The organism is Pseudomonas farris (genome assembly GCF_019145235.1).
Lineage (GTDB): Bacteria > Pseudomonadota > Gammaproteobacteria > Pseudomonadales > Pseudomonadaceae > Aquipseudomonas > Aquipseudomonas farris.
Window position 1 is genome coordinate 139,238 of the sequence record NZ_JAHSTV010000006.1, and the last position, 26,477, is coordinate 165,714.

At 59.5% G+C, this 26,477-nt stretch carries 21 protein-coding genes; 3 read left to right on the forward strand and 18 right to left on the reverse strand.

Annotated elements, in window-relative coordinates; translation table 11 throughout:
* Nucleotides 1-19 precede the first annotated feature (19 nt).
* The 18 genes from KVG95_RS14290 to tssA form a co-directional block, all read right to left on the reverse strand.
* On the reverse strand, nucleotides 20-1,051 hold the full coding sequence (locus tag KVG95_RS14290) for a serine/threonine-protein kinase (RefSeq protein ID WP_217856881.1): 1,032 nt from the start codon (nucleotides 1,049-1,051) through the stop codon (nucleotides 20-22).
* A complete protein-coding gene (locus tag KVG95_RS14295; protein WP_217856882.1) occupies nucleotides 1,048-1,776 on the reverse strand; it encodes a PP2C family protein-serine/threonine phosphatase in 729 nt (242 codons plus the stop codon). The genes KVG95_RS14290 and KVG95_RS14295 overlap by 4 nt, the downstream gene beginning before the upstream one ends.
* Nucleotides 1,776-5,300 (reverse strand): type VI secretion system membrane subunit TssM, encoded by a 3,525-nt coding sequence (gene tssM / locus KVG95_RS14300; RefSeq protein WP_217856883.1) that lies wholly within the window; start codon nucleotides 5,298-5,300, stop codon nucleotides 1,776-1,778. The genes KVG95_RS14295 and tssM overlap by 1 nt, the downstream gene beginning before the upstream one ends.
* A gap of 13 nt (nucleotides 5,301-5,313) precedes the next feature.
* Nucleotides 5,314-6,189 carry a type IVB secretion system protein IcmH/DotU gene (gene icmH, locus KVG95_RS14305; protein WP_217856884.1) on the reverse strand — a complete coding sequence of 292 codons (876 nt, stop codon included), beginning with the start codon at nucleotides 6,187-6,189 and terminating at the stop codon, nucleotides 5,314-5,316.
* A gap of 5 nt (nucleotides 6,190-6,194) precedes the next feature.
* Nucleotides 6,195-7,526 carry a type VI secretion system baseplate subunit TssK gene (gene tssK / locus KVG95_RS14310; RefSeq protein ID WP_052967808.1) on the reverse strand — a complete coding sequence of 444 codons (1,332 nt, stop codon included), beginning with the start codon at nucleotides 7,524-7,526 and terminating at the stop codon, nucleotides 6,195-6,197.
* A gap of 2 nt (nucleotides 7,527-7,528) precedes the next feature.
* Nucleotides 7,529-8,029, reverse strand: coding sequence for a type VI secretion system lipoprotein TssJ (tssJ, locus tag KVG95_RS14315; protein ID WP_217856885.1), 501 nt, complete (start codon nucleotides 8,027-8,029; stop codon nucleotides 7,529-7,531).
* 5 nt (nucleotides 8,030-8,034) lie between these two features.
* The gene (gene tagH / locus KVG95_RS14320) at nucleotides 8,035-9,231 is read right to left on the reverse strand and encodes a type VI secretion system-associated FHA domain protein TagH (RefSeq protein ID WP_217856886.1); all 1,197 of its coding nucleotides are present in this window, start codon (nucleotides 9,229-9,231) and stop codon (nucleotides 8,035-8,037) included.
* A 17-nt stretch (nucleotides 9,232-9,248) separates the two neighbouring features.
* Entirely contained in the window at nucleotides 9,249-9,389 is a 141-nt protein-coding gene (locus tag KVG95_RS14325) for a hypothetical protein (RefSeq protein WP_008150087.1), read from the reverse strand.
* Nucleotides 9,390-9,482: 93 nt separating this feature from the next.
* Nucleotides 9,483-11,000: a sigma-54 interaction domain-containing protein gene (locus KVG95_RS14330; RefSeq protein WP_217856887.1), complete on the reverse strand. Its 1,518-nt coding sequence runs from the start codon at nucleotides 10,998-11,000 to the stop codon at nucleotides 9,483-9,485.
* 10 nt (nucleotides 11,001-11,010) lie between these two features.
* Entirely contained in the window at nucleotides 11,011-13,659 is a 2,649-nt protein-coding gene (gene tssH, locus KVG95_RS14335; RefSeq protein ID WP_217856888.1) for a type VI secretion system ATPase TssH, read from the reverse strand.
* A gap of 13 nt (nucleotides 13,660-13,672) precedes the next feature.
* Nucleotides 13,673-14,680, reverse strand: coding sequence for a type VI secretion system baseplate subunit TssG (tssG, locus tag KVG95_RS14340; protein WP_217856889.1), 1,008 nt, complete (start codon nucleotides 14,678-14,680; stop codon nucleotides 13,673-13,675).
* A complete protein-coding gene (gene tssF, locus KVG95_RS14345) occupies nucleotides 14,644-16,431 on the reverse strand; it encodes a type VI secretion system baseplate subunit TssF (RefSeq protein WP_217856890.1) in 1,788 nt (595 codons plus the stop codon). Before tssF ends, tssG begins: the two co-directional genes overlap by 37 nt.
* Before the next feature lie 295 nt (nucleotides 16,432-16,726).
* Complete coding sequence (locus KVG95_RS14350; RefSeq protein WP_217856891.1) at nucleotides 16,727-17,524, reverse strand: hypothetical protein; 798 nt, start codon at nucleotides 17,522-17,524, stop codon at nucleotides 16,727-16,729.
* Nucleotides 17,521-18,033: a PAAR domain-containing protein gene (locus KVG95_RS14355; protein WP_217856892.1), complete on the reverse strand. Its 513-nt coding sequence runs from the start codon at nucleotides 18,031-18,033 to the stop codon at nucleotides 17,521-17,523. Before KVG95_RS14355 ends, KVG95_RS14350 begins: the two co-directional genes overlap by 4 nt.
* A 10-nt stretch (nucleotides 18,034-18,043) precedes the next feature.
* Nucleotides 18,044-18,451, reverse strand: coding sequence for a type VI secretion system baseplate subunit TssE (tssE, locus tag KVG95_RS14360; protein ID WP_217856893.1), 408 nt, complete (start codon nucleotides 18,449-18,451; stop codon nucleotides 18,044-18,046).
* Between the two features lie 14 nt (nucleotides 18,452-18,465).
* Nucleotides 18,466-19,941: a type VI secretion system contractile sheath large subunit gene (gene tssC, locus KVG95_RS14365; protein WP_217856894.1), complete on the reverse strand. Its 1,476-nt coding sequence runs from the start codon at nucleotides 19,939-19,941 to the stop codon at nucleotides 18,466-18,468.
* Between the two features lie 28 nt (nucleotides 19,942-19,969).
* A complete protein-coding gene (gene tssB, locus KVG95_RS14370) occupies nucleotides 19,970-20,473 on the reverse strand; it encodes a type VI secretion system contractile sheath small subunit (RefSeq protein WP_027926311.1) in 504 nt (167 codons plus the stop codon).
* Nucleotides 20,474-20,505: 32 nt separating this feature from the next.
* A complete protein-coding gene (gene tssA / locus KVG95_RS14375) occupies nucleotides 20,506-22,062 on the reverse strand; it encodes a type VI secretion system protein TssA (RefSeq protein WP_217856895.1) in 1,557 nt (518 codons plus the stop codon).
* 727 nt (nucleotides 22,063-22,789) lie between these two features.
* On the opposite strand from tssA, the gene KVG95_RS14380 reads away from it, so the two are divergent.
* Genes KVG95_RS14380 through KVG95_RS14390 form a run of 3 tightly spaced genes read left to right on the forward strand, consistent with a single transcriptional unit; the run spans nucleotide 22,790 to nucleotide 26,450 of the window.
* Nucleotides 22,790-24,817: a type VI secretion system Vgr family protein gene (locus tag KVG95_RS14380; RefSeq protein ID WP_217856896.1), complete on the forward strand. Its 2,028-nt coding sequence runs from the start codon at nucleotides 22,790-22,792 to the stop codon at nucleotides 24,815-24,817.
* The gene (locus KVG95_RS14385) at nucleotides 24,814-25,662 is read left to right on the forward strand and encodes a DUF4123 domain-containing protein (RefSeq protein ID WP_217856897.1); all 849 of its coding nucleotides are present in this window, start codon (nucleotides 24,814-24,816) and stop codon (nucleotides 25,660-25,662) included. The genes KVG95_RS14380 and KVG95_RS14385 overlap by 4 nt, the downstream gene beginning before the upstream one ends.
* Nucleotides 25,659-26,450, forward strand: a complete 792-nt coding sequence (locus KVG95_RS14390) for a hypothetical protein (protein WP_217856898.1) — start codon at nucleotides 25,659-25,661, stop codon at nucleotides 26,448-26,450. Before KVG95_RS14385 ends, KVG95_RS14390 begins: the two co-directional genes overlap by 4 nt.
* Nucleotides 26,451-26,477: the final 27 nt, after the last annotated feature.

Below are 26,477 nucleotides of genomic sequence, written 5' to 3' on the forward strand. Positions count from 1 at the left end.
CCTGTTCGGTAGTCATCCGTTACGCCCGGAGTCGCAGACGTTGCAGCCAAGACGATGTGGCGCCCATAGCGTCACGCAGTTGGGCGGCAGTGATCGTTCGATCTGCCGCATCGAAAGCCAGCGCCTTGTGCAGGGCTGGCCAGCAGTGTTTCGGTAGATTCTTTGGTGGGTGCAGCTCTCGGTCGAGGTACCCGGCGCGGGCCTCGGTCGAGGGCAAGCGGCGGAACGGGTGTTTGCCGCCCGCCAGTTCGTAGATCACACAGGCCACGCCGTACACGTCCGCGCTGGCCGACAGCGTCTGGCCTTCGAGCAGTTCGGGGGCGGCGTAGCCGGGGGTCCAGGCGTTGAAGCGGTTGCGGCTCAGGTGCGGCAGGCCGGGCAAGATGCCCTCTCCCGCCTGGCCGAGGCCGAAGTCAAACAGGCGCACGCCCTCTTCGCTGAGCATCACGTTGCTTGGCTTTATATCGCCGTGCAGCACGCCGCGAGCGTGGGCGTAGGCCAGCGCGTCGAGCAGCGGCAGCGCAATGTCACGCAGTTCTTTCCACGGCAGGCCCAGGGGCCGCTCGCAGAGTAATTTGTCCAGGGTCAGCCCACGCATGAGTTCCATGGTGATGAAGGCGCGCTGGCAGTCGGTGTCCACTTCAAAGGTGTGCGGTCGCAGCACGTTGTCGTGGCGCAGTCGTCGGGTCAGGGCGAACTCGCTGTAGAGCAAGGCACTGGCGTCCGGCGATTCGGCAAATTCTTCGCTGAGGATTTTCAGCGCGATGTAAGGGTCGGGATCGCCGAACTGCTCACTCAGCAGATCCCGTGCACGGTAAACCGCGCCCATGCCACCGGCACCGAGCAGGCGTTCGATGCGGTAACGCCCCGCCAGCACGTCGGGCAGCACACCGACGCTGGCCTTGGTCGGGGCCAGCGCAGGCTCAGCCTTATGCGGCTTTCCGTTTAGAGGCTTTCCGTTTAAAGGCTTGGCGAAGGCGAAGTAAGTCAGGTTATTGGCTTCTTCCTCAGTCACCAGCAGGTCGTCGATCAGTGGCATGAATTCAGTCATTGGCGGATCACCACGGCAGTCAGGTTGTCCCGGGCCGAGCCACGCAGCGCGCCGTCGAACAGACGCTCCAGCGCAACATGTGGCGCGGTCAGGCTCAGGGCGTTGCCCAGGGCATCGCTGCTCAGCCCTTGATACAAACCGTCGCTGCACAATAGAAACGCATCGCCGGGATAGACCTCGAGTTCGAGCACGTCCAAGGTCAGTTGCTCGGCAGCGCCGACCGCACGGGTCAGCGCATGAGCGGCAGGATGCGCACGAGCGTCTTCGACACTCATGTTCTGCTCGTCGATCAGTTGCTGTTGCAGCGAATGGTCCTTGGACAGCTGATACAAACGCTGGTCGCGCCACAGGTAGCAGCGGCTGTCGCCGGCCCAGATACAGGCCGCGCGATTGCCTTCCACCAGCAGCGCCACCACGGTGCTGCCCATGATGCTGTCATGGCGCCCGGCGGTGACGGTCAACTCCTGACCCAAGCGGCGGTTGAGCCAGTGCAGGCACTGGCGAATACCTTTGAGTCGCTCGTCGAAGTCATCCTGCACCGGCAATTCCGCCAGGCTGGCGACGATCAACTGGCTAGCGATGTCGCCACCCTGATGACCGCCCATGCCGTCCGCGACCACCCACAGCCCCTGCTGTGGACAGTCAAGAAAAGCATCTTCGTTGCGCGCCCGAACCTTGCCCGGATCGGTACGCGCAGCGCTGCGCCAGGGACTGGCAACCAGCATCAGAGCTGCACCGGCATACGGAAAGTGCGCAGCACGCCCATGTCGAACGGGTTCGGCGTGCGCTGGCTCGACAGCAAGTAGTTGGCGCGCAGGCCACCCACGTCAGCCTTGAGCACCAACACGTCGAGACCGGTCAGGTACTCGGTCTGCATCAGGTCAAACAGACGGAACAGCGACCATGGGCCGGAGTTCTTCTCGATGCCGATCGGACGGCCGGCCATTTTGTCGAGGACCAGGCTGGTGCGACCGTCTTCAGCATCGGTCGGCCATTTGAACGACACCGGCACGATCGGGCCGTGACGGTATTCAATGGTCTTGTCGCCGAACTTGAACTCGGAACGACTGACAGCCGGGTCGAGGGTGTACGGCTCCAGTTTGAACTGCACTTGCGGCTCGGCCGGGTTGCTGGCGAAGAAGCTCTGACGGATCACTTGTGCCGCGGCCATCTGGTCGAGGTAGACCTTGGAGATCGGCATGCTGTGACCGTCAATGCTGCGCAGGCGGTAATTGCCTGGATCGCCACTCACGAACGGACGCATGTAGTTCTCGAAGAAGCGGTCGGCGATGCCTTGGGCTTTGAAGAACTCGCGGAAGTCGCTGATCGCCACGTCGCTGGTGCTGTGGGCACTGAACGGGTAACGCTTGTTGATCGCCTTGCCGTAGAAGCTGTACAGCTCGCTCTGATAACGCTGGTTCAGGTACTGGTAAGCATCGTTGAGCACCAGACGCCAGGTGTCTTCGGCCAGCACGTTGAACCACACGCTTACCGGGCGCGGCAGACGGTTCGACGCGTTGCGCAAGTTGCTCAGCGCATCGCGCTGGCCGCTCATACGGGTCTTGGCCATTTCGAACGCAGCCTGCTCTGGCGCGCTGGCACGGGCCAGGCTCGACAGTTGCAGTTGCAGGTCGTTGAGTGCTTGCAGGGCCGGGGTCAAATCAGCGGCCGGGCCGTTGTTGTCATCCAGCAAACGGTGCAGCGGTTCGAAGCGACGTTGCAGGGATTTCTTCGCGGTGTCGGGCAAGTTCTTGGCCATGTCCGACGCTTTGTCCGCGGCAGCTGCAGCGAGTTTGCCCAACTTGCCACCCTTCTCGCCCAGTTTTTCTGCCGCTTCAGCGGCTTCATCTGCGCTGTCTGCGATGACCGGGAAACGGGTGTTCTCACGCACTTCCACCAGCAGTTGCAGCACTGGGGAGTTGGCAGAAGTCAGGCCAGCCAGTTGCTCGGCGCCTTCACCAGCGTCGTTGATCGGTGGCAAGGCAACCTGGCCGACCGCTTCGCTCCAGAAGTTGGCGTAGTCGCGGAAGTACAACTGCTCCAGTTCGACCATCAGGCGACGCAGGTCCATGCCGCTGATACCCGAGCCTTCGCCCAGCACCCAGTTGTCACGCAGAATATCGGTAACCAGCGCAGTGCCCTGGATCGAGAAGTACTGCTGATAACCCTGCTGGGTGTAGAACCCTGGAATCACGTAATCGGTGCCGACAAACAGCGCACCCTGTGGGCCCAAGTGTTGGCTGAAACGGTATTCCGGCAGATTGCGAGCCTGCTCGCGCAGCATCCGGTAAACCACGTTGGCCAGCGACTCGCTGCGCAGCACCTGACGCGCCTGCGTCACCAGTTGATCGTTCAGCGGGTAGATAAACGGCTGCTTGAGCAAACGCTCGAAGTGGGTATTCAAGCCGTTCTGCACCGCGGTGTTGCCGGCGTAACGCAGGGACCAGTCAGTGGCGACCCAATCCTTGAGCCACGTAGCATCGCGGCGATCCTTCATGTTCAACATCAGGTACGCACGCAGGCTGTTGAGCAGGCGTTCGCGGTCCTTCATGTTGGCGCGGATCTGCCCTTCCAGCAGCGTTGCAACCCGTGGCAGCAACTGCGCTTCAAGCTCTCGCTCGTAGGCGTTCTTGACCACCGGATTGGCGTCTTCGCCTTGGTACAGACCGCCGCGCTCGTGGTACGACACGTCACCTTTGTTCGGGAAGACCTGAGTCGCCGCGTAACTGGTGTCGAGGGTCTTGAGCACCGCCATGGAGTCATCACGCGCAGTCAGGGCCGAGCGTTGCAGATTCCAGTTTTGTGCCAGTGAACGCAGGTTTTCCAGACGCTCATAGTTGGCCGAGAAACCGCCAGCCCACAGCATGCCGAATAGCGCCAGTGCCGCCAGTGCACCAACGTAGAGGGCGCGTTGGCCCCAATGGATGCGGCTGCGCTCGCGCTTGTCCAGACCGGCCAGATCGGCCTCGGGGAAAATCACCCGGCTGAGCAAATGGTGAATGAACCGCGAACGGCCACTGCGCAGGGTCGGCAGCACGCCAGCGTTCATGCCCAGGTTCGCGCCGATGCCGGCGGTGGTCTGGTCCATCTCTTGGGTCAGGTGCGGTGCGCTGGTCAGGTAGAAACCGCGCAACTGGCTGACGCGCTGATAGCGGTTGCCGGTGAACGCCATGTCGACGAACAGGCACAAGCGCTCGCCGATCTGCCCCAGTTGATGCGGGAAGTCGAGGATGCGACCACGGCGCTGGGTGTCGCGCTCCTGGTGCATGCGCATGATCACCTGGCTGTTCAGGCGACGCAGCAGCTCTTCGAACTCGGCGCGCAACACGGCCACGTCGGTACCGCTCTGCTCTTTGCGGAAGCTGGTGCCGAGGACCTGATCGCTTTCTTCGCGGGTCAGTTGATCGAAGAATTCGTCGAAACCGAGCAGGCGATCGGCCTTGCTCAACACCAGATAAATCGGCACATCGACGTGGAGTTTCTGATGCACGTCTTGCAGACGCGCACGCACCTGGCGCGCCAGGGTGTCGAGGTCTTGCTCGCTGCCACCCAGCAGTGTTTCCACCGGGATGGTCACCAGCACGCCGTTCAACGGACGGTTGCGGCGGCGCTTGCGCAGCAGGTCGAGCAAGGTGCTCCAGGCGCTGCCATCGACTTCGGCATCCGGCTGGGTCAGGTAACGTCCGGCGGTGTCGATCAGCACGCCATGGTCGGCGAAGTACCAGTCGCAATGACGAGTGCCGAGGGTGTCGCGGGTGAGTTTGCGGTCGATCTTGTTGATCGGAAACTCAAGGCCCGAGAAGTCCAGCAAGCTGGTCTTGCCGCTGCCCTGCGGGCCGATCAGCAAGTACCACGGCAAATCACTGCGCCAGCGCTCGCTGCGGCCGCGATACAGGCTAGAGGTCTTCAGGGTTTTCAACGCATCCTTGAAGCGGAGGCGAAGCTCTTTCTGCTCTTCGTCGATCAGCTCTTCACGGCGGATACGGTCCTGGCCATCTTCGGTTTCTTCGATGGCTTTTTTGCGCACACCGGCGCGCCAGCTGACGAAGACCATGGTCAGGCCCCAGATCAGGAACAGCACACTGATGGTCAGCAGGCGGGAGGTCGAACCCTCCCAGAACTTGTAGTCATTGACCGCCAGCAGCGGCCCGACGAACCACACCAGCAGCGCGACAAACAGCACCAGCAGCAGGGTCCAGACCCAGGTCTGGCACAGGAATGCGCCGACTTTCTTGAAAAACTTTTTCATCACACGTCCCTGTTTACGGCTGCGACTGCGGCTGAACCGCAGTCGGGTCTAACTGCTGATAAGGTTGCAAAACGGTTTCGCGTTGCTCGCCCAGTACCCAGGCGAAGCCCGAATACATCACCACCAGGCAGACCACGGTGAACAGCACCACCATCCACGCCGGCACGATGCGCACCAGGCTGCGGCGCTGATCGTTCAAGCCTTCCCAATGCGGCGACAGCTCACGAGGCACGTCGCCGCGCAGTTGACGAATCTGCCGATACAAGGCGTCGCGGATGCCTTCAAGCTCGAGCATGCCTCGGGCTTGCACCCGGTATTTGCCTTCGAAACCGAGGGACAGGCACAGGTACATCAGCTCCAGCATCGGCAGGTGCTTGACCGGGTTTTTCGACAGGCGATCCAGCAGCTGGAAAAACTTCTCGCCACCGAAAGTTTCGTTGTGGAAGCTGCTGAGCAGGCTCATCTGCGACCACTCGCTTTCGTTGCCCCACGGTGTGGTCACGACGGCTTCGTCGACCACGGTGCAGAGCACGTAGCGGGCGGCCATCACCTGGCTGCTTTCAGCGCCGTTGTGCAGCGCACGCACTTCAAACAGCTTGAGCCCGGCGGTCAGTCGTTCGTTGAGCGCGTACATGTCTTCGCGGGTGTCGCTGTGCTTGAGGCGCACCACTTCCGACAGCAGCTCGGACGCCGCCGCCACCAGCGAATTGAGGCTGATGTTGAACGCTTCGGCCGGGCGCAAACGCGCGGCGTAGATCATCCGCTCTTCCAGCTGTTCGAAACGCGGCGGAGCAGCGAAGTCAGTCAGCGGACTCGACGCCGGGCCGTGGCCCTGGCGGTCGAGCAGGACGGTTTTGTCGTCCTGGTTGTATTCCATGTCCTTGATCATGTCGGTCAGTTCCTGATGGCCCAGAATTTCAGTTCAAGCTCGGCAAATTCGCCGGACACGTGGAATGCGAAGCCGCCCGAGCGCTCGAGTTGCGCCAGGTCTTCGGAACTGAGTTCGAGGATGAAATAGGTTTTGTTGGAGTGGAACGCGATCTGCCGTGGGGCCACCGGCAACGGTTTGACCTTGATGCCTGGCAGGTGCAGGTTGACCAGTTGGCGGATGCGCTCCACCGGACCGACCTTGAGGTGCGCCGGCAAGCGATGGCGCAGTTCTTCGGAGTCGCAGTTGGCACTGGCCGCGAGCACGAACGAGGCCGATCCCAGCAGCTTGTGGTCGTGCAACGGTGACACGATGATCCCGTACTGACGCGCTTGCAGCACCAGTTCAATGGCGTGCTGTTCGAGCACCATCGACAGCACCTGACGAATCGCTTCCATCAGTTTGCGGAAGCTCGCGCCCTGGTCGCTGTGCTGGTAACGGCTGTCCAGACGCGGGCGCTTGCTCTCGCTGGAAAACGTCGCCAGATCGCCGAGCATGGTCAGCAGCGTGCGGTACAACTCTTCCGGGTGAACCTGTTCCAGGCCGAGGTAATGGCGCAGCAGCATTTCGGTGCGGTTGATCAGTTGCAGCATCATGAAGTCGCCGACTTCCGCGCCACCGACCTTGCCGTTGGAGCGAATCCGGTCGGCGATGGTGTCGCCCCGGTGGCCGAGCATGCTGATCACTTCTTTGAGGCACGACAGCAGGTAGCTGGACGAATGCGCCTGGATGTAGGTCGGCACGAAGTCCGGGTCGAGGCTGATCACGCCGTCGGGCGTGGTGTCGAGCACTTCGCAGATCTTCAGCTTCACGTAGGCCTGGTCGCTCTGCTGCTCGCCGAGCAACAATTTAAAGTCCGGACGACCGCAGCTGACCTGGCTGGCAGAGTCATCGCCGGCGTTGGAGTCGGCCACTTCCGCGTCGTACGCGGTGTAGCGTGCCAACACGTCGGATTGCTCCGGGCGGCGAGACTCGATGTGGTTACCGGTCACCAATGGCAGTGCCAGATAGATTGGCGTGTTGCCAGTGTTCGGCGGCACGTCCAGGGCCAACGGCTCGGTGTTGCCGCCCAGTTCGAACAGGCTGCCGTCCGGCAGAATCCCCGAGGCCTGGCTGATCACCAGTTTGCCCATGTTGAGGAACTGCAAGTCGATTTCCAGGTTCAGGAAGCCCCAGGTGTAGCTGCCCAGCAACTGTGTGCGGGTCTTCATCTGGTGGTCGTAGTAACGATCGTTGTGCTGGAAGTGCTGCGGTCGCAGCAGCATGCCTTCCTGCCAAATGACTTTATGCGCATTCATGTTCAGTCATCCGCCTTGGCGAGCGTTTCATGGGTATTGCGGATGCCGGCCTGATCGAGGGTCAGGTCAGCCTCGGTGACTTCCACCGGAGTGATTTGCACCGTGTAGCGCCATTTGGTTTCCGGCAGGTCGCGGTAAGCCGCGAGCACGCCGACGTAACGGCTGCCCTCCTCCACGCTGAGCTTGAGCTCGATGGTTTCACCCGGGCGCAGTTCGAGTTCTTCGCCGGCCACCAGGTCTGGGGCGAGGGATTCCTTGGCGCGTTCGTAGAGACTGAAGAAATCAGCGTTCTCGAACGTCACCGGGTGCTTGAGCTCCAACAGACGCACGACAATCGGCGACGGACGACCGTTGAGGTCCGGGTTCAGCTGATCGCTGGCGGTCAGTTTCAGGTTGAGCTTGGTCACGGTGGAATACGGCGACAGCGACGAGCAACCGGCCAACAGCACGAGGGCTGTGAGCGCAGTCAGCGTCTTGAAAAAAGCGATCGAGCAGCGAGACATGCGCATCATCCTTGGTGGTCGGTATGAAGGGTGGAAATCAGGCGGATCTGTTCTTCGTAGGCCTGAGCGAAGTCGCGGGCCAGCAGGCGTTCGCTCCAGTCATCGTCCTGACGCAGGGCCTGGTGATAACGCCCATAGGCTCTCCAGCGACTGCCGGAGGTGGCGAGCAACGGCTTGTTGTCACGCTCGAAACGCAGGGTCAGCTGTTGCGGCGAGAAGTGTTCCAGGGTGCCGCGAACGGCGGCGCGGCTGGCGGTCAGCAACGCCACCTGATGCGCCTGCAAATCGCGGAACGCACGGGAGATCGCTTGCTCCGCCGGCAACTGACCTGGCTTGTTCGGCTGCAACAGAATGCCCAGCGCTTCACCGGCATCGACGGCGAATTTCAACGGATTTTTATGGGTGCCTTGCACGGTGGTCTGGGCCAGGCGCAGTTCGTTTTTCAGTTCGCTGCGAGTGCGCAGGCTCTGCTGCAAACCGCCGACGCTTTGCTTGAGCAGGCGCGCAGCGTTCAGCGCCAAGGCTTCGCGGGCGTCGTGGTCCAGGCCTTTGAGGTCTACGCCCAGCGCTGCACCGAAGTGCTCCCAGAAACCTTCGCGCTGACGTTCGACCGCTTTCGGCGGTGGCGCCGGTGCTGGCTCTGCCGGGGCGTCGATCAGCTCCGGGACCATCAGGCTTTCCATGTCGATGCGCGCGTAGTCGGCACGCTGACGGGTGTCTTCGATCGTAGTACTCGGGGAAATCAGTTCGTCGATTTCCGAGTACACGCGCTCTTGCTGGTCGAGGGCATTCAGCGGGTCGAGGTCGAGGAACGCATCGTCCGGAATGATGCTTCCCGCGGCCTGCGGACGGCCGACTTCAACGTCGAACGTCGCCGGGTCGCGTACCAGTCGCGCACGAATCTCGAAATCACCGAGCACATACACGCTGCCGTGCTCGATACGCATCGGCTCGCCCTTGCGCAGGCGCGCGCCGCTGTCGCTGTCCTGGATACCGTTGCTGCTGGTATCGGTCAGGAAAAACGTGCCTTCGCGGTAGCTGATCAACGCGTGATGGTTGGACAGGTGACGCTTGCGGTCGGGGATGATCCAGTCGCAATCCTCGCCCCGGCCGATCACGCCACCGGCCTGTTTGAAGGTTTTCTGGCACAAATCCGTGGGCACGAACCGCTTGGTGTTCAGCATTTCGAAAACCAGTTCCATGGTGATACTCCTTGCGGTCACTTGCCGCGATTGACCGCCTGCGGATCACCCAATGGGCGATAGGTGTTGTCGTTGTATTTGTAATTGCCGCTACAGCCGCCGAGGCCGCATAGAACGACGAGGGTCAGCAGGACGGCTTGCCAGTGACGCACAGACATCAGAGGGTCTCCAGGAGTAGACAAAGCGCAAAGCGCCGACCCGTTTGGGTGGCGCTGTTAGAAGCGAATGAGGTGAAATCGACGGTCTTTTGCCTACCCATCGAAGTCACCCAAATTGATATTCAGGCGCCCGAGGCGGTACAGCAGCGTGCGGCGCGGCAACCCGAGTTCGCGGGCGGCGAGGGTCTGGTTGCCGTCGTTTTTGCGCAGGCAGTCGAGCAGCAAACTGCGCTCAACCTGCTCCAGGCGTTCGCGCAGGTTCAGGCTGCTGTCTTCCGGCATGGTTTCCATGCGCAGGGAGAAATGCTCGGCCAGCAACTCGCCGCCTTCGCACAGCAATACCGCGCGTTCGACCAAACCTTTGAGTTCACGCACGTTGCCGGGGAAGGCGTAACCGGACAGGTGATCCAGCGCCGCGTCGGACCAGCGCACCGCATCCCGTTGCAGAAACGCGCACGCCTTGTCGGCGAAGTGCCGGGCCAGGTCGAGGATGTCGCCTTCGCGCTGGCGCAGGGCCGGCAGCTCGATCGGGAATTGCGCGAGGCGGTAGTACAAGTCCTCGCGGAATTTGCCTTCACTGACCAGTACCGATAAATCCCGGTGCGTCGCGGCGATGATGCGCACGTCGATCTTGTGGGTGTCGTTGGAACCCAACGGGCGGATCTCGCCTTCCTGCAACACGCGCAACAACTTGGCTTGCAGGGACAACGGCATGTCGCCGATTTCATCGAGCAACAAGGTGCCGCCATTGGCCGCGTCAAACAGCCCGGCACGGTCGCGGTCGGCGCCGGTGAAAGCACCTTTGCGGTAGCCGAACAGCTCACTTTCCAGCAGGTTCTCGGGGAACGCCGCGCAGTTCTGCACTATGAACGCCTGGGAACGGCGCGGGCCGCAATCGTGAATCGCCCGCGCGACCACTTCCTTGCCAGTGCCGGTCTCGCCGCGCAGCAGCACGGTGTAAGGGCTGTGCAAAACTTTACTGATCAGCGAATAGGTCTGGCGCATCGCCGAACTCTTGCCGATCAGGCCATAACCGCTGGCGCTCGGGACGTTGACCGGAGTCGGCCGTGTATTGCCGGTCGGCTTACGCAAACGCTGCAGCAAGTGCAATTGGCCGAGCACGAACGAGCCCAGTTGACCGAGGGAATCGGCAAAGCCTTGCAGGTCGATATGCCGGCGACTGGCGCACAGCAGCAAACCTTCGACAGCCTTTTGCTGATTAACCAACGGCACGCACAACAGCGACTGCCAAGGCGTTGCCTGCAGTGGCAGGAAACTGGTTTCGTGCAGGCTGCCGCTCAGCTCGCTGAGGCATACCACGCGGTTCTGGCACAGGGCGAATTGCAGCAGTTGTTCACCGTTGTAATCCGCCGGCAGGCTCGCCCCTTCCCGGGGTTGCAGAATGCCGTTCAGGCACTCGGCGTTCATCCCCAGGCAGGTGTGGGTCGCGTCCAGCAGGTACAGCTGCGTCAGCTCGCAACCGCTGAGCTCGGCCAACCCGCGCACGAAGTCACCCAGCAGCGCAGCACCGTCCGCCGCGCGCGACAGGCTGGCGAACTGCGCCAGCAAGGCTTCGGCATAGACCAGCGGTTGCGGCACTTGAGTGAACATCACACCCACCTCAGGCGAACTCGCACATCACGCTGGCGTTGCCGTCGAGCGTCGCATGCACACGCTTGAGGCTTTCGCCGGTGGCCATTGCATCGAGCAAACGGTCAGCCACCAACGGCAGCACGTGCAGGTCGAGCAAGTGGTCGATCAGGCGCGCGCCGCTGTCGCTTTGGGTGCAGCGTTCGGCCAGGTGATCGACGAGGTCCTGGGAGTAAGTGAAATCAAGCTGGCGACGGTTCAGGCGCTCGCCCAAACGACCGAGTTTGATTTCGATCAGCTCGCGCAGCACCGGGCCACCGACCGGGTAGTAAGGCACCACACGCATCCGCGCCAGCAGCGCCGGTTTGAAGTGCTTGCTGAGCACCGGGCGAATGGTTTCTAAGAGCACTTCTGCAGTCGGCCGCGCGCCGTTTTCGCAGAGTTCGCTGATGCGGTCGCTGCCAAGGTTCGAGGTCATCAGAATGAGCGTATTGCGGAAGTCGATCTCGCGCCCTTCCCCGTCGTTGGCCACACCTTTGTCGAAGATTTGGTAGAACAGGTTCAGTACGTCCGGGTCGGCTTTCTCGACTTCATCGAGCAACACCACCGAGTACGGTTTCTGGCGCACGGCTTCGGTGAGCATGCCGCCCTCGCCGTAACCGACGTAGCCCGGCGGCGCACCGATCAGACGGGAGACGGTGTGCTTCTCCTGGAACTCGGACATGTTGATAGTGGTGATGAAGCGATCACCGCCGTAGAGCAAGTCGGCCAGGGCCAGGGCGGTTTCGGTCTTGCCGACACCGCTTGGACCAACCAGCAGGAACACGCCGACCGGTGCATCAGGCTTGTTGAGGCCTGCGGCGGTGGCGCGCATCGAACGGTCCAGTGCATGAACCGCTTGTTCCTGACCACGAATGCGCGTGCGCAGGTCGGTGGCGAAGCTCGCGACCTTGGCATTGTGTTCCCGAGCCAGTTGCGCCAATGGCACGCCGGTCCAGGCGCTGATCACTTCGGCCACCAGACGCGGGCAGACTTCGAAGCTGACCAGACGTTCCTTGACCTGGGCCTCGGTCAGGGCACGGTGGGTTTCGTTGAGTGCAGTTTCCAGGGACGCGACGCTTTGTGCTTCGTCTACTGGCAGGGTTTCGATCACGGTGCCTTCAGCGTCTTCTTCGACCGTGATGGTCGGTTCGACGGCAGCGGCTTCGCGAGCTTTGGCCAGTTGCTGACGCAGTTCCAGCAAGCGCTCGGCCAATTCTTTCTGTTCGGTCCAGAGGGTTTCCAGAGCGACCATTTCGTCTTCTGCCTCGGCCAGGCGATCTTCCAGAGCATCCAATGCTTCATGATCGATCAGCAGACCCGCCTCGGCGTCACGACGCAAGGCCTGACGCTGACGCCCACCTTCGGCCAGCTCGCCACGCAGGCGTTCCAGACTTTCCGGGGCGGCGGCGAGGCTGATGCGCACTCGAGCGCACGCGGTGTCGAGTACGTCGACGGCTTTGTCCGGCAGCTGACGACCCGCCAGGTAACGGGCAGACAACTCGGCCGCGGCAACCACTGCGTCATCACGCAGGTAGATGCCGTGGCTCTTCTCATAGACCTGAGCCAAACCACGCAGGATGGTCACCGCTTCGCTGACGGTCGGTTCGTGCAGTTGCACCGGCTGGAAACGACGGGCCAGGGCCGGATCTTTCTCGAAGTATTTTTTGTACTCCGCCCAAGTGGTAGCGGCGATGGTGCGCAATTCGCCACGGGCCAAGGCTGGCTTGAGCAAGTTGGCCGCGTCGGAACCACCGGCATTGCCGCCCGCACCGATCAAAGTGTGAGCTTCGTCGATAAACAGAATGATCGGTTTTGGCGAGGCTTTGACTTCGTCGATCACGCCTTTAAGGCGACGTTCGAATTCACCTTTGACGCTGGCGCCGGCCTGCAACAGGCCCATGTCCAGCGACAGCAACTCGACACCTTTCAAGACTTGCGGCACTTCACCGGCCGCGATGCGCGAAGCCAGGCCTTCGACAATCGCGGTTTTACCGACGCCGGCTTCACCGACCACAATCGGGTTGTTCTTGCGGCGACGGGCGAGGATGTCGACCATCTGCCGGATCGCGCCATCGCGGCACAGTACAGGGTCGAGTTTGCCGTCGCGGGCTTGTTGGGTCAGGTTGTGAGTGAAGCGCTGCAGCAGCGATTCGCCGGGCACAGCGGGTTTGCCGGTGGCCGGTTGTTCTTTCTGCGACAGGGCGAATTCTTTCAGACGCTCGATGTTCAGCTTGGCCAGCAACGACTGATAACGACTTCCGGCATAACGCATCGGGTTGCACAGCAGTGCGAGGATCAACGCGGCTTGCTCGACCTGGCTCTGGCCCAGTTCGAGGTTGGCCACCAGCAAGGCGTCTTGCAGCCATTGCACCAGTTCCGGGGCGAACACCGGGTTGCGCGAGGCGCTGTGCTCGACCCGCGATTGCAGCGCGGCGCTCAGTTCACCGGCATCGACTTCGGCATCTTGCAGCGCGCGGGCGAGCAGGCCTTGCGGGCGCTCCAGCAGGCCCAGCAGCAGGTCTTCGACGAGAATCTTGCTGCCGCCACGGGCGACGCAGCGTTCCGCAGAACTTTCCAGATCACGACGGGTTTCGGCGTCCAGCGCCTGGATAAGTTGTTGCAGGTCTACGTTGATCATGTGTCATCTGTCCTTAATGAATTTTGCTGCCCAAGGTCACCACGCCGTCCGCTTTTTCGCGGCCCAGCCAACTGGTCCATCCCAGGCGACAGGCGTTCTGTTCACCGATGCGCAGTTCGCGGATTTCTTCCTGGCGCAACACCAGGCGAATGTCGTAATCGAGCGGGTCACGCAGGGTGAACCGCACCAGCGCGCACAGCGGCTGGTAGCCGAAACCGATCGGCAGGAATTCGTGAAAGCGTTGCCAGTCGAGCTCGCGGATGTGAATGCGGAATTTGCCGCTGCGATCACGCACGTGTTCGCCCAGCACCAGGTCTTCGCCGAGCATGCTGTTGGCGCGACCCAGGCGATTGCGCTGCTCGTCGAGGATTTCGACGCGGCGCTCGATGCACTGCTCGATGGTCAGTTCGGCATGCTTGAAGTAGTAACGCAGCACCGCTTCGATCAGCGCCGCCGAGTGCGCCCGCAAGCTGAGCAGGCCAAGGTACGGCAGCAGGCGTTTCCAGTTCAGTTCCTGGGCCCTGCGGATCTCTTCGCCACCGAGGCCGATCAACGCAAACAACTGCGAGGAAAACGGATCGAGGGCGCCGCTCTGGAAGCTTGCGCGGTAGCGATATTTGCGCCAGATCGGCAGCATCAGCCGTTGCAGGCGATGGTGGAACAGGTCGAGGAAGTTGCGGGTCGGATTGCCGTCTTCACTGTCACCCAGAGCCTGTTCGCCATAGAACGCCGGCAGCGGAGAACCGGAACCGACCAGGCCAATCAGGTTGAAACGCAGACGCGCACGCATCTGCCCGTGCTCTTTGAAAAACTCCACGCGATCGACGTCGCTGCCAGGGAAACCCAGGCTCGGATTGGCCTGGAATTCCAGCTGGTCGTACAGGTCGTCTTCGCTCAGGTGCGGGTGTGCCTCACGCAGCCGGTCAATGACCAGCAGCACGGCCTGAAACAGCGAGTACTCGCGTATTACCCGGGTCAGCCCGCTTAAAGCAGGGGCTGCAGGCCCATACGTGGTGTCCATTGGTACACCTCTCCCTGTGTGCTTTTTACCCGCAGCTCGTGGAACGAATTGAGACTGGCGTAAAGCGCGAAAAACTCGTTAAGAACCGAAGCGAACACAAACAGGTCGCCCTCGCCGATATACCCTTCCGGGTCGATGGTCAGCTCGGTGCGCAACCCACGAACCGGCAACCCTCGGTGCAATCTGTCGACGTGTTGGTGCTTGATCGACTTGAGCCCGCCCAGCAGGCGCTTGCTGACTTTTTCCGCGTGTTGGTCGTAGTAGCGCGGCAGGTCGTAGGTTTCGAGAATCACCTTCAACGCATTGACGTCGGTCAGCGACAGGTAGTTAAGCGACATGTTGCTGATCAGCTTCCAGAGGAAGTCGCGGTTCAGCGGCGGCGCAAAACTCGACGTGGCCGGGGTGATGTTGCGAAAGCTGAGGAACTCCGGGGTCTCTTCGCAGGCCATGCAGATGTCGCCGAGCTTGAGCTTGCGCGGCAGGTTCTGGTTGGTGCACATCAGCTCGATCGACAGGGTTTCGTGGGCTTCGGTGTGGCGGATGCCGAAGCTCAGATAAGTGTCGAGGCCGTCGTGCAGCAAGGACGAACGCTGGCGGATGCTGTAATGCGGACGGCTTGTCGGCACGTCGAAACTCGGGTCGTGCTCGAAGGATTCGAACGGCACGTACTCCTGATAACCGAGGCCGCCGGGCTTCCAGCCGGTGACGGTTTCCACCGAGAACACGCCGCAGTTTTCCAGGTCGAATTCGGCCGGCAACAGCAGGTATTCGTCCTGTTTGCCATCGAGGCGAATCGGCAAAGCATCGTGCTCGAACAGGTTAACGATCGGGGTGCAGTAGAGCTTCACGTTGTCCAGGGTCGGACGCATACGCATGATGCCGCTCTTGCGAATATCGAAGCGCAATTCCAGGCCACGCATCTGCTTGAGGGTGTCTTCCGGCAACGCCTTGAGCAGGTCGAGACCGTTGATGTCGACGAAGAGGAATTTGTCCTGGAAGGCGAAATATTCCTGCAGGTAGCGGTAGCCGCGAAAGGTGTTCAGCGGATACGGGATCAACGCCTCTTCTTCGGCAAAGCCCACCGGCTGCACGCGGTCGCCGGGCATCTTGAACGCCATCGGCAGGCCGTTCACCCCGTTGATGGCCTTGCCGGCGTCGTCCAGCGGGATCAGTTCGATGCCTTCGAGGTTGCGCAACAGGCTCAGGTAAAGCATCTGACTGATGTAGCGCTCACCGGCAAAGTGCAGGCGCAGACGACTCAGCGCCAGCTCGCCGAGGTGACCGTCAGCGCTCATCTCCAGACGCAAGCTCAACAGCGAACCGTCGCCCTTCACCGAGTAAGTCAGCGCGGCCAGATCCAGCGGCAATACCTCGGTCGGATAGCACGTGCGAAAACGGCAGCGCACATCATCGACCGGCACACTCTCGACCGGCGTATCACGCTCGACCCTCAAGGCAGGCCCGGAACGCTTCAACGGGTCGAACTGCAAAATGCTGAACGCCGGCAGCGGCCGCATGTAGTTCGGCCACAGCAGCTGCATCAGCGAGTGGCTGAGTTCCGGCAACTCGTCGTCGAGCTTCTGGCGCAGGCGCCCGGTCAGAAAGGCAAAGCCCTCGAGCAACCGCTCCACGTCCGGATCCCGCCCGGCCTGTCCCAGGAAAGGCGCCAACGCCGGGCTACGCTCGGCGAATCGACGACCTAACTGGCGAAGTGCGGTGAGTTCGCTTTGGTAGTAGTGGTTAAAGGACACGGGTTACCTGCCTGCTTGAAAATTCGAGGGAGCCAACTGCTTTTATTAGTGCCAAACGCACCTGCGATAGAGCGGAGTCAAATCCCACCAACTTAAGCTGGCAACAGGTTTAAAAAATAAGTTCCTATTGCATGTATTAGAGGGATCAGCAACACACACAAGTACATCATTACCTTATGGATTCGGCGAGCCCTGATACTGGGAAAAATCCCACACACAGCAACTAAGACGCAAATAATCGCCAATGTGCCAAAAAAATCGCTGTCTGCCACATTTGCAAAATAACCTTCTACAGTCACTTATTGAACTCCATGAAATTCCAACGGTAAAACAAAAATATCTTCAGAAGATCTGCAGTAACCGAACCCGTAGTTTCATTCCTGTAGGTCCAACCAACCGCGTCCTTTGTGTAATAGCCACTTTCTATAGGCATACCCGCATACCCGGAGTTTTGCGGGTCGGCCATATTTGCGCCTAACCATTTTTTTACTGTCGTAACGGGTCGGACACTGATCCCTCCAGTATTACCTTGCCTTATCTCTAACTTCGATGCGGTGATATTCACGGCTATTTGAATATGGTGAGCGATACCGCGGTCCAGCGCCTGCGCAAGAATGTCCCCAGGCAGCAAGGCTTCCACCGTTTCTACAGCAAGCGTATTCACTCCAACACGCTGCATATCTGGAGCCCCATAGGTCAGCATAACCATCTCGCAGAAACCGTACATATGCGAAGAATAGCGATCGTGTGCCGTGGCGGAATAGTTCTCCATATTTTTGTATGTTCTTACACCTGTTGTCAGCTTTACAGGTAGACCGCGCTTTGAGGCAAACTCACAAAGCAAGCGCAACGCAAAATCCTCGCATGTAAACTTATTGCCGCTTATCGCACCGTCTTTATTCCAGTACTTCTCCACGATAAGTCGCTCAGAAATTTCCGGTGCTTCTCTGTGATAATCAGCAATATCCGCCTCGGTCCAGAAAGCTGTTGTTTTCCAAAAAACCTTATAGATAACTTTTTTTGGCGCCTTGTCTGCCTTTGGAGTTAATGCGATTGAGCGCGCCATTAGCGTAGATAGAATTTCTGCACTCATACCATCGCTCCATCCATCGCGGCGTGGAAGTCAAAAGTTTCACCTTCTTTTCCTCCTACCAACTGAGTTCTACCCATTGCATCACTTTGCCCAGAGATAACTTCGCCTTTGGCAGTGGTGATTTGATAAGGAATATCCTGAAGTGGATTTCCATCCTGATCTTCCATCACAACATGCTGACAATGGGAAAACAGCATCAATGGAACCGGTGGAATAAACGGCGCCGGCGAATGCGAATTCCCGATAATCACCGTCCCGGACCCGGCCGTAACCTTGTTGCCATGAGTACCGGCTGAGCCCACGGTGGCCGCCGGTTTACCGTTGATCAAAACGGTGGTCGCAAGATCGCCAACCATCGCACCACCACACGCCGAGGCATCGCCTTGGCGGGCGGCCGCGAGGCCGTCGAAGAACACGTCGCCGGAACCGGCGGCGATCGGGTTGGTGCCGTGGCCGGGGAGCGGGCAAGCGGTGGGGTCGGATACGCGTGCTGCTGGTTTGCCGGACATACGAATCTCCTTAATTGACCTTTACTTGACCGCTGCCATCCAGGAGCGCGGCGAAACTGACCTGGCGCTTGAAACCATCAACTTCCAGCAGGCCTTCGATGCTGAAGGACAGGCGAAGCTGATCGTTGTTACGCGGCAGGGAGATGACACGCACGTTGCTCAGGCGCGGTTCGTAGGCTTCGATGAAACTTTCGATGGCCAGGCGGGCCTGACTCAGGGAGTCGTGCAGGCTCAGGCGCATGTCATTGAGATCGGGTAGCCCGTAATCGGACAGCGTTTGCACGCTGCCCGCACGGGTGCTGAGCATCTTGGCCAAATGGGCAGCCACGGACGCCATGGCGGAAACCTCGCGGCTCCAGCCGACGCGTTTGTCCGCGTCGCCACCCAGGCGTTCGAAAAGGCTGCCGTATCCAGTCATGAGTCAGGCTCCGCTTACTCTTTGTCCAGCTTGCCAACCAGCGACAGGGTGAAATCGGCCCCCATGTACTTGAAGTGCGGGCGCACGTTCAGGCTGACGCGGTACCAGCCAGGCTCGCCTTCAACATCGCTGACGATGACCTGGGCAGCGCGCAGGGGACGACGGCCACGCACTTCGGCGCTCGGGTTTTCCTGGTCGGCCACGTACTGGCGGATCCACTTGTTGAGTTCCAGCTCGAGGTCGGTACGTTCTTTCCACGAACCGAGTTGCTCGCGCTGCAGCACTTTCAAGTAGTGAGCCAAGCGGTTGACGATCATCATGTACGGCAGTTGGGTGCCGAGCTTGTAGTTCAGCTCTGCGGCCTTGCCTTCAGCGCTGATGCCGAAGAACTTCGGCTTCTGCACCGAGCTTGCGGAGAAGAACGCCGCGTTGTCGGAGCCTTTACGCATGGTCAGGGAGATGAAACCTTCCTCGGCCAATTCGTATTCACGACGGTCGGAAACCAAAACTTCGGTAGGAATCTTGGTTTCGATTTCGCCCATGCTTTCGAAGTGGTGCAACGGCAGGTCTTCAACCGCGCCACCGCTCTGCGGGCCGATGATGTTCGGGCACCAGCGGAATTTGGCGAAGCTGTCGGTCAGCTTGGTGCCGAACGCGTAGGCGGTGTTGCCCCACAGGTAGTGCTCGTGGCTGTTGGCGACGGTTTCTTTGTACACGAACGATTTGACCGGGTTTTCTTCCGGGTCGTACGGGTTACGCAGCAAGAAACGCGGCACGGTCAGGCCCACGTAACGGGAGTCTTCCGACTGGCGGAAGCTCTGCCATTTGGCGAATTGCGGGCCTTCGAAGTGATCTTTCAGATCTTTCAGGTCCGGCAGACCGGTGAAGCTTTCCAGGCCGAAGAATTTCGGACCGGCAGCCGCGATGAACGGAGCGTGCGACATGCAGGCAACGCTGGACACGTACTGCATCAGTTTCACGTCCGGCGAGCTTGGGGACATGAAGTAGTTAGCGATGATCGCGCCAACCGGTTGACCACCGAACTGACCGTATTCAGCGGTGTAGATGTGCTTGTACAGGCCAGCCTGCATCACTTCCGGCGAATCTTCGAAATCGTCCAGCAGGTCTTCTTTGGAGACGTTGAGGATTTCGATCTTGATGTTTTCGCGGAAGTTGGTGCGGTCGACCAGCAACTGCAGGCCACGCCACGACGATTCCAGGGACTGGAAGTCAGGATGGTGCAGGATTTCGTCCATCTGACGGCTGAGCTTGGCATCGATCTCGGCGATCATGCGATCGACCATGGCCTTCTTGACCGGCTCACCGTTGTTCTGCGGCTTGAGCAGCTCTTCGATGAACGCCGACACACCGCGTTTGGCGATGTCGTAGGCTTCGTCATCTGGGGTCAGGCGGGTTTCGGCGATGATGCTGTCGAGAATGCTGTACTCGCTGTTCTCGTTGCTCTTTTGCTGTGCTGCGCTAGTGCTCATTGTGTTGGCTTCCTTGGCTGATAGGGGCTCAGGCGTCCTGGGCTGCGGCGTTCAGGCCCAGCTCACCCAGTACGCGACCGCGGGATTCGTCGTCGGCGAGCACGCCTTCGATGGCTTTGCGGAACGCAGGTGCGTTACCCAGCGGGCCTTTGAGGGCCACCAGCGCGTCGCGCAGTTCCATCAGTTTTTTCAGCTCAGGCACTTGCTCGACCAGCGAGGCCGGGTTGAAGTCCTTCATCGAGTTGACGCGCAGTTTCACGGCCAGTTCTTCAGTGTCGCTTTCTTCCTGTAGACGGTTCGGCACGCTCAGCGTCAGGCTCAGCTCTTGCTTGGCCAGCACTTCGTCGAAAGTCATTTTGTCGATGCTGATCGGCTTGCGATCTTCGACTTTGCGTTCGTCCTTGCGGTGGGTGTAGTCACCGATTGCCAGTAGTTTCAGCGGCAGTTCAATCTCTTCCTGAGCACCGCCGGTGGCGGGTTTGAAGGTGACGTTGATGCGTTCCTTGGGGGCTACCGAGCCTTCTTTGGCCATGGCTTTTCTCCTTGCGGTTGTGGCCCGGGGGCCTATTCGAGTACCACTTCGAGATCGAGGTGGCACAGCCTGCGATAAATCTCTTCCTTGCGTTCACGCACTGCATGGTTCTGCGGTAATAACTCGCAGCAGCTATGCAGCAAATGCAGCACTTCCAGCGCAAGATCGGGCTCCCAGGCGTGCAGGCCTGAGTCCTGTAATGTTTGGTCGAGGGTTTCGAGTTGGGTCTTGGCCAGCTCGTATTTCTTGGCCATGAAACACAGCCGCGCGAGGGCGAACTGCCAGAAGAATCGAACCCGCCCGCCGTGGGCACTTTGCAGGCCTTGCTTGAGAATCTGTACGGCGGCCTTGAGGCCGTCCTTGCGCAGAATCGGCAAGACTTCTTCCAGAGCCAGTTCCCAGGCCGGCTGGGTATCGGCGACTTCGATCTTGCGCGGCGCACTGGCGCTTTGCAGGTGCGGCATGACGTGGGCACCGATCCAGGCGCGGGTGGCCGGATCGGCGAACGGCGCGCCGTCATGGAAACGCAATTCGATGATGCCGGGCAGGCGCTGAACCAAAAGCGCGAAGTGGATTTCCACTTCGCGCATCGCCATCTCGGCGTTCAGCCCTTGAAGGCATTCCCAGACCATTCGCTGGCCATCGAACCAGAACGGCGCCTTCGCCAGGCTCGCCTCCAGCTCCACCAGCAGATCTGCGTATTTCCCTTGGTCGTAACGGTCCTGATAGGCCTTGAGTTTGTCCGCCGGCAAGCCACGCAGAACGGTGATCTGTTCTGCGTTGCGCTCAGGCACCGCGTCGATGGGCAACCACAACAGCGTGCGATTGAGGCGCAGGGCGCGCAGGTCGGTAGCTTTCTGCTTGAGCCACCAGGCACACAACGGACGGGCATTTTCCTGCTGGGCACGCAGGGCCTTGTGGGCTTCTTTCTCGTTGTCGATTGGTGCGCCGGGGGTGAACAGCTGAGTCGCGGCCTGCTTGACCTGCGCCACTGCGGCGCCCACCACACCGGGTTCCGGCTGATTGTCGGCGGCGCGCTGGACCATGTTTTTCAAGCGACGGGAAATCGGCAGCAGCAACGGCGCGTCATCGCCCAGATGCTCGGTGCACGCGGCATCGAGGCCTTCCAGATGCTCGACCAGACGGCGGAACAGCGGCAGCTGCTCTTTGATCGCGACGTTTTCGTTCAACACCTGCTCAAGACGCGGCACCAACCAGCTGATGGCAGCGGAGCGAGTGCGGGCCTTGTTCGGGTGGACTTCGGCCCAGTGATTTTCACAGAGGTAGTGCAACAAACCGAGGCCGGCGAGCAGCCCCTGGAAGGATTCACGCTGGTACAGCGCCCAGGTCAGCCACGCGCCAACACGCAAATCCTTGGATTGGGTACGCAGCAGGTTTTCACTGTTTTCGCGGATTTTCAGCCAGTCGATCTGACCGCTTTCGTGCATGGATTGGGCTTTGCCCAGCTCGCTTTCCAACGCTTCATATTCGCTCGAAAAACGAACATCCTCGCCCGCGAAATTCTCTATTGAAATAGAGGCTTTTGCGAGTTCAAGGTAATAAGCGGAAAGTTTGCTTGAGTAGGACATCCGTGACCTTTAATTAGAATTACAGTCATACAGCCATTGGAGTTGTAATGGCGCCGGACAGTATCAAAAAGTTGCGATGAGTCTCATCCAATTGAGTTCGCGCTCTTTCAAGGCGCGCATCCTAAGCACAATGATGGCCATTTGCAAGCACCCGATCAAACAATAAAACTGCGTCTTTTTTGTTGCTGTAGGAGATCACCCTAGAGGGGACAAGGGATTCCCTGATGCCGGTTTTGACCTCCCTATCTTCGACTCATTACCCCTGTAACCATTGAGCCAGAGCGGTTCATCAACCCAATCAATAATCACCGGACATTCACGCCCTGAAACGGAACCCAGCATGCCAAAAATAAAACATAAAAAATGTAGGAGCTTTCCGAAAAGTTACAGTCATCCATGGACGTAGCAATAACTGACAATAAGAAATAAAAGGCGCCACTAAAATGATCGCACCTTTTATTTCACCCATCTTCCTCCAATACGTACTCAGTCTGCCTCAAACTTCCTACAAAAGTATCCGACAGCCATTCGTGCATTGCTGACGCAACATTTTGAAATGCGGAAAACTCTGACGTACTTTCTGGACGCGTCCGACATTCATTCTTTTGCCCTCTTGTTAGCGTGCTGGACAGTTTGCGTTTGCTCACGCCGGGCATGGCTTGGGCAGCGCAATTTGTCTCCTCTTTCGGCTTAAGGACGAGCCACGGAAAAGCAAAAGGATAAGCGCATGTTCGCACCGGCCAATGCTGCTCACTTCACGTTGTTGATCCCAACGGTTCGCAACGATTTCAAAGTACTGGCCTTTGAAGGCACTGAAGCCATCAGCACCTTGTATTCGATCCAGATCGAGCTGGTTAGCGAATACCCTGATTTCGATCTGGAAAGCTTGCTCAGCCAGCCAGTGTTTCTCCAGTTCGGCCTCAATGGTGAAGGCATTCATGGCCGTATCGAAGATGTGCGCGTAGGTGCAGCTGGTAAACGGCTGACCCGTTATTACCTGACCTTGGTGCCCGCGCTGCACTACTTGCAGTTCAGCCACAACCAACGGATTTTTCAGTACCTGACGGTGCCGCAAATCATCGCTCAGGTCCTCCAGGGGCATGGCATCCAGGCCGATACTTTCACCTTCAACGTCGGAACAAGTCCCGAGCGCGAGTACTGCACTCAATACGGGGAAAATGACTTCGAGTTCGTCCAGCGGCTGTGCGCCGAGGATGGCATCGCCTGGCACCACCAGCATTCCCGGGAAGGCCATCTGCTGGTGTTCACCGACGACCAGACCTGCTTCCCCAAGTTGGACGAAACCCCTTATCAGCAAGACTCCGGCCTGGTGGCGGAGCACCCGGTGGTCAGCCAATTCTCCCTGCGTTTCAGCACCCGTTCCAGTACGACCACCCGCCGACACTACGACCTGAAACGCCCGAATCTTTTGCTGGAAAGTCGCTTCACCGCCGAGTTCACTCCTGAGCTTGAAGACTATCGGTACCCGCTGTTTTTCGAGAGCGAAAAACGCGGTAAACAGCTCGCCCGGCAGACGCTGGAACGGCACCGTACCGATTACCAATTGGCCGAAGGTGAAAGCGACCAGTCGACCCTGCGCAGCGGTCATTTTTTCAGCCTGACGCAACACCCACGCGAACCGTACAACGATCTATGGCTGTTGCTCAGTCTCACTCACGCTGGAAAACAACCCCAGGTGCTTGAAGAGTCAGTCACCAGCGCTGCCGAACCCGAGGGCGGTTTTACCCAAGGCTACCGCAACCGCTTCAGCGCGATTCCCTGGGACGTGTTTTATCGGCCACCGATGCCTCCCCGAAAACCTGTGCTGGTCTGCCAGACCGCGCGTGTCACAGGACCGCCCGGAGAAGAAATTTATTGCGATGAGTACGGCAGGGTTCGTGTCGAGTTTCCTTGGGATCGGGCAGAACTCAACAGCGAAAAAAGCAGTTGCTGGTTAAGGGTTGCATCCAGTTTGGCGGGCGAAGGTTTCGGGGCAGTGTCCATCCCGCGCGTCGGCATGGAAGTGGTCGTGACATTTCAGGAGGGCGATCCGGATCAACCGTTGATCACCGGTTGCGTGGTCAACAAGGTCACGTCCGTCGCTCATCAATTGCCCGAGAACAAGACCAGAACTGTCCTGCGCAGCCAAAGCTCGCCGCGCAATGGCGGCTACAACGAACTGTCGATTGAAGACCGTACCGGGCAGGAAAAAATCTACCTGCGCGCCCAACGCGACATCGAGCAACTGATCCTCAACGACAGCCACAGCCTGATCAGCAACGACCGCTTCGAGCAGGTGGACAACAACAGCACCAGCCTGATCAAGGGCGAGGAATTCCACACCACCGAAGGTGTGCGTAGCACGGTGATTGGCGGTGATGAGCTGATCACTATCAGCGGCAACAGCAGCACGACGTCCAAGGGTTCGCTGGTGATTCAGGCCGGGCAACAGGCGCATGTCACCGCTGCCAACGTGGTGATCGATGCCGGCATGAGCCTGACGCTCAAGGCAGGTGGTCACCACATCGTCATCAACGCCGGCGGGATTTTCAGCAGCGTGGCCATTGTCGAGGGCGGTGCGCCCCTGGCGGGTATTCCGCCGCTACAAGCGCTACAGGCTGTGCCCAGCAATCCGAATCCCGTCATCGCCAGCCCACTGTCTATCGTCACCGGCGCCCGCCAGCAGGCGGCGGACTACTGCCCGCTTTGTGAGGCCTGTCTTGCTGGCCAATGCAACATTGGAGAAGTCGCATGAGTACGCTTGAACAATGGCTACACGAGCAATCGCGATCCGGGCGGGATCTCTATCTGATGCTCGACACTGACGATCAGCTCGACGAGCGCATGGCGTTGGCCAAGGAACTGGGAGCCGATCAGTACCGCAATTTGTATGTGGGTACGGCAGCCAACTCAATGGCGCCAACAGGCCCTGTTCTTTTCCATATTGGCACCGTCAAACATCCACTGATCCAGGCACTGCTCGCCACTCCAGAGCGTCATTGGGGCTGGCTGGGGAGCGCCACCAACTTTGACCTTGATGCGTTGGTCACTCACTGGCGCGACCGGCTGGTAGTCGGTGAGCGGCCGAATCAAGCGGTGTATCGCTTCCACGATAACCGCGTACTGGGGCGTGCCCTGACCTATCTGCAACTTGAGCAGCGCGCCGAATATCTTGGGCCGATCGCCAGCGTCTGTTACTGGCACGCTGAACAATGGACCGTCACTGACAACCCTGACCCCGGCGAACACCCGCTACCGCTCGAACCGGCGTGGCTGAAAACCCCGACGCCGGAGATTGTCTACGCGAACGTGCAGTTCGATAACACGCGCCGCTACCTGATCCGTGAGCACACCGAAGCCTTGGCTGCCCTCGCCACAGAGCGCGATGTGGATGACTGGTTGTGGGGCTTGATTCAATTGGCCCGTTTGTGGGGCTGGCAGCAACCGGAGCAGGTGCATTTTTTGCTGACTCAGTGCTTGAAGGCGCCGGGTTACCTGCCGCCCAAGACATGGCAACCGAAGCCGGAAGAGGACCCAGCGGCGCATTTTGAGCGGGTATATGAGCAAGTGCTTTATTGGCAGGGAAATGCGCCTGTATGAAACAGATCTTTCAAAGCCTGACCCTCGGCAGCTGCCTCTCCCTGACACTGGGTTGTTCCGCGCTCGGCAAGTCGGACAGCTTCACCTTCGCTCCCGATTTTCCGCCTGATTTCAAGTACGAACTGAAGGCGATCTACCTGCCAGCCAAAGGGCAAACGTGCACCCTGGCGGGAGGGAGAAATGCTCAGCTCGGCTTCAACAAACTCGACATGGAATACGAAACGACTTCTGAGATCGAGCTGTACAGGACAGTTGAAAACTGCCTGGTGGCATTGAATCGAGTGGAGATCAGGATCACGGGCATCTTTGGCCCGGAACTCAGTAATAGAAGCTCTGACTATGCCGTAATTGCCGTGCGCTCAGGGTTGTCGGATCGGAACAAAGGCACGTTCAACGCTGCTGGTGTAGGTGAGTTCTCAGGCGAGTGTCAGTGGTTTTTCCGCACAGTCGGCCCCAAGCGTTACCTCATAAAAATCCTCTACTGCAAAAAAACCGATGCGCAGGGGAACGTCGCGAAAAGTCGTCCCTTCACGGCTTATACCTTTGATCAGCTACCAGGGAAAACCGTCAAGCTAAAGATCACCTTGGCCCATGAGGAGGAGCCTTACATGGGTGACACATGGGTGAAGGTGCCTGACGGCTGGAAGCGCTGCATGGGGAAAGGTTTTGAAGACCAGCACGCGTTTTGTTACGGCAATCACAAGGATTTCAGCATCTTCAGGATGGTGGATGAACGGATCTGCACCATTTACCCAGGCTGCACGGAAAACAAGGAGGAAAACCCTTGAGCGTCGAATCTTTGGCTGCGAGCGATA

Bases quoted from the DNA above. Each gene is read 5' to 3' on its own strand.
- tssK (WP_052967808.1), bottom strand. From the start codon at position 7,526: ATGAATGCGCATAAAGTCATTTGGCAGGAAGGCATGCTGCTGCGACCG.
- tssA (WP_217856895.1), bottom strand. From the start codon at position 22,062: ATGTCCTACTCAAGCAAACTTTCCGCTTATTACCTTGAACTCGCAAAA.
- tssE (WP_217856893.1), bottom strand. From the start codon at position 18,451: ATGACTGGATACGGCAGCCTTTTCGAACGCCTGGGTGGCGACGCGGAC.
- KVG95_RS14380 (WP_217856896.1), top strand. From the start codon at position 22,790: ATGTTCGCACCGGCCAATGCTGCTCACTTCACGTTGTTGATCCCAACG.
- KVG95_RS14290 (WP_217856881.1), bottom strand. From the start codon at position 1,051: ATGACTGAATTCATGCCACTGATCGACGACCTGCTGGTGACTGAGGAA.
- tssG (WP_217856889.1), bottom strand. From the start codon at position 14,680: ATGGACACCACGTATGGGCCTGCAGCCCCTGCTTTAAGCGGGCTGACC.
- KVG95_RS14330 (WP_217856887.1), bottom strand. From the start codon at position 11,000: ATGTTCACTCAAGTGCCGCAACCGCTGGTCTATGCCGAAGCCTTGCTG.
- KVG95_RS14355 (WP_217856892.1), bottom strand. From the start codon at position 18,033: ATGTCCGGCAAACCAGCAGCACGCGTATCCGACCCCACCGCTTGCCCG.
- KVG95_RS14295 (WP_217856882.1), bottom strand. From the start codon at position 1,776: ATGCTGGTTGCCAGTCCCTGGCGCAGCGCTGCGCGTACCGATCCGGGC.
- KVG95_RS14350 (WP_217856891.1), bottom strand. From the start codon at position 17,524: ATGAGTGCAGAAATTCTATCTACGCTAATGGCGCGCTCAATCGCATTA.
- tssJ (WP_217856885.1), bottom strand. From the start codon at position 8,029: ATGTCTCGCTGCTCGATCGCTTTTTTCAAGACGCTGACTGCGCTCACA.
- KVG95_RS14325 (WP_008150087.1), bottom strand. From the start codon at position 9,389: ATGTCTGTGCGTCACTGGCAAGCCGTCCTGCTGACCCTCGTCGTTCTA.
- KVG95_RS14385 (WP_217856897.1), top strand. From the start codon at position 24,814: ATGAGTACGCTTGAACAATGGCTACACGAGCAATCGCGATCCGGGCGG.
- tssH (WP_217856888.1), bottom strand. From the start codon at position 13,659: ATGATCAACGTAGACCTGCAACAACTTATCCAGGCGCTGGACGCCGAA.
- tssM (WP_217856883.1), bottom strand. From the start codon at position 5,300: ATGAAAAAGTTTTTCAAGAAAGTCGGCGCATTCCTGTGCCAGACCTGG.
- tssB (WP_027926311.1), bottom strand. From the start codon at position 20,473: ATGGCCAAAGAAGGCTCGGTAGCCCCCAAGGAACGCATCAACGTCACC.
- icmH (WP_217856884.1), bottom strand. From the start codon at position 6,189: ATGATCAAGGACATGGAATACAACCAGGACGACAAAACCGTCCTGCTC.
- tssC (WP_217856894.1), bottom strand. From the start codon at position 19,941: ATGAGCACTAGCGCAGCACAGCAAAAGAGCAACGAGAACAGCGAGTAC.
- tagH (WP_217856886.1), bottom strand. From the start codon at position 9,231: ATGGAACTGGTTTTCGAAATGCTGAACACCAAGCGGTTCGTGCCCACG.
- KVG95_RS14390 (WP_217856898.1), top strand. From the start codon at position 25,659: ATGAAACAGATCTTTCAAAGCCTGACCCTCGGCAGCTGCCTCTCCCTG.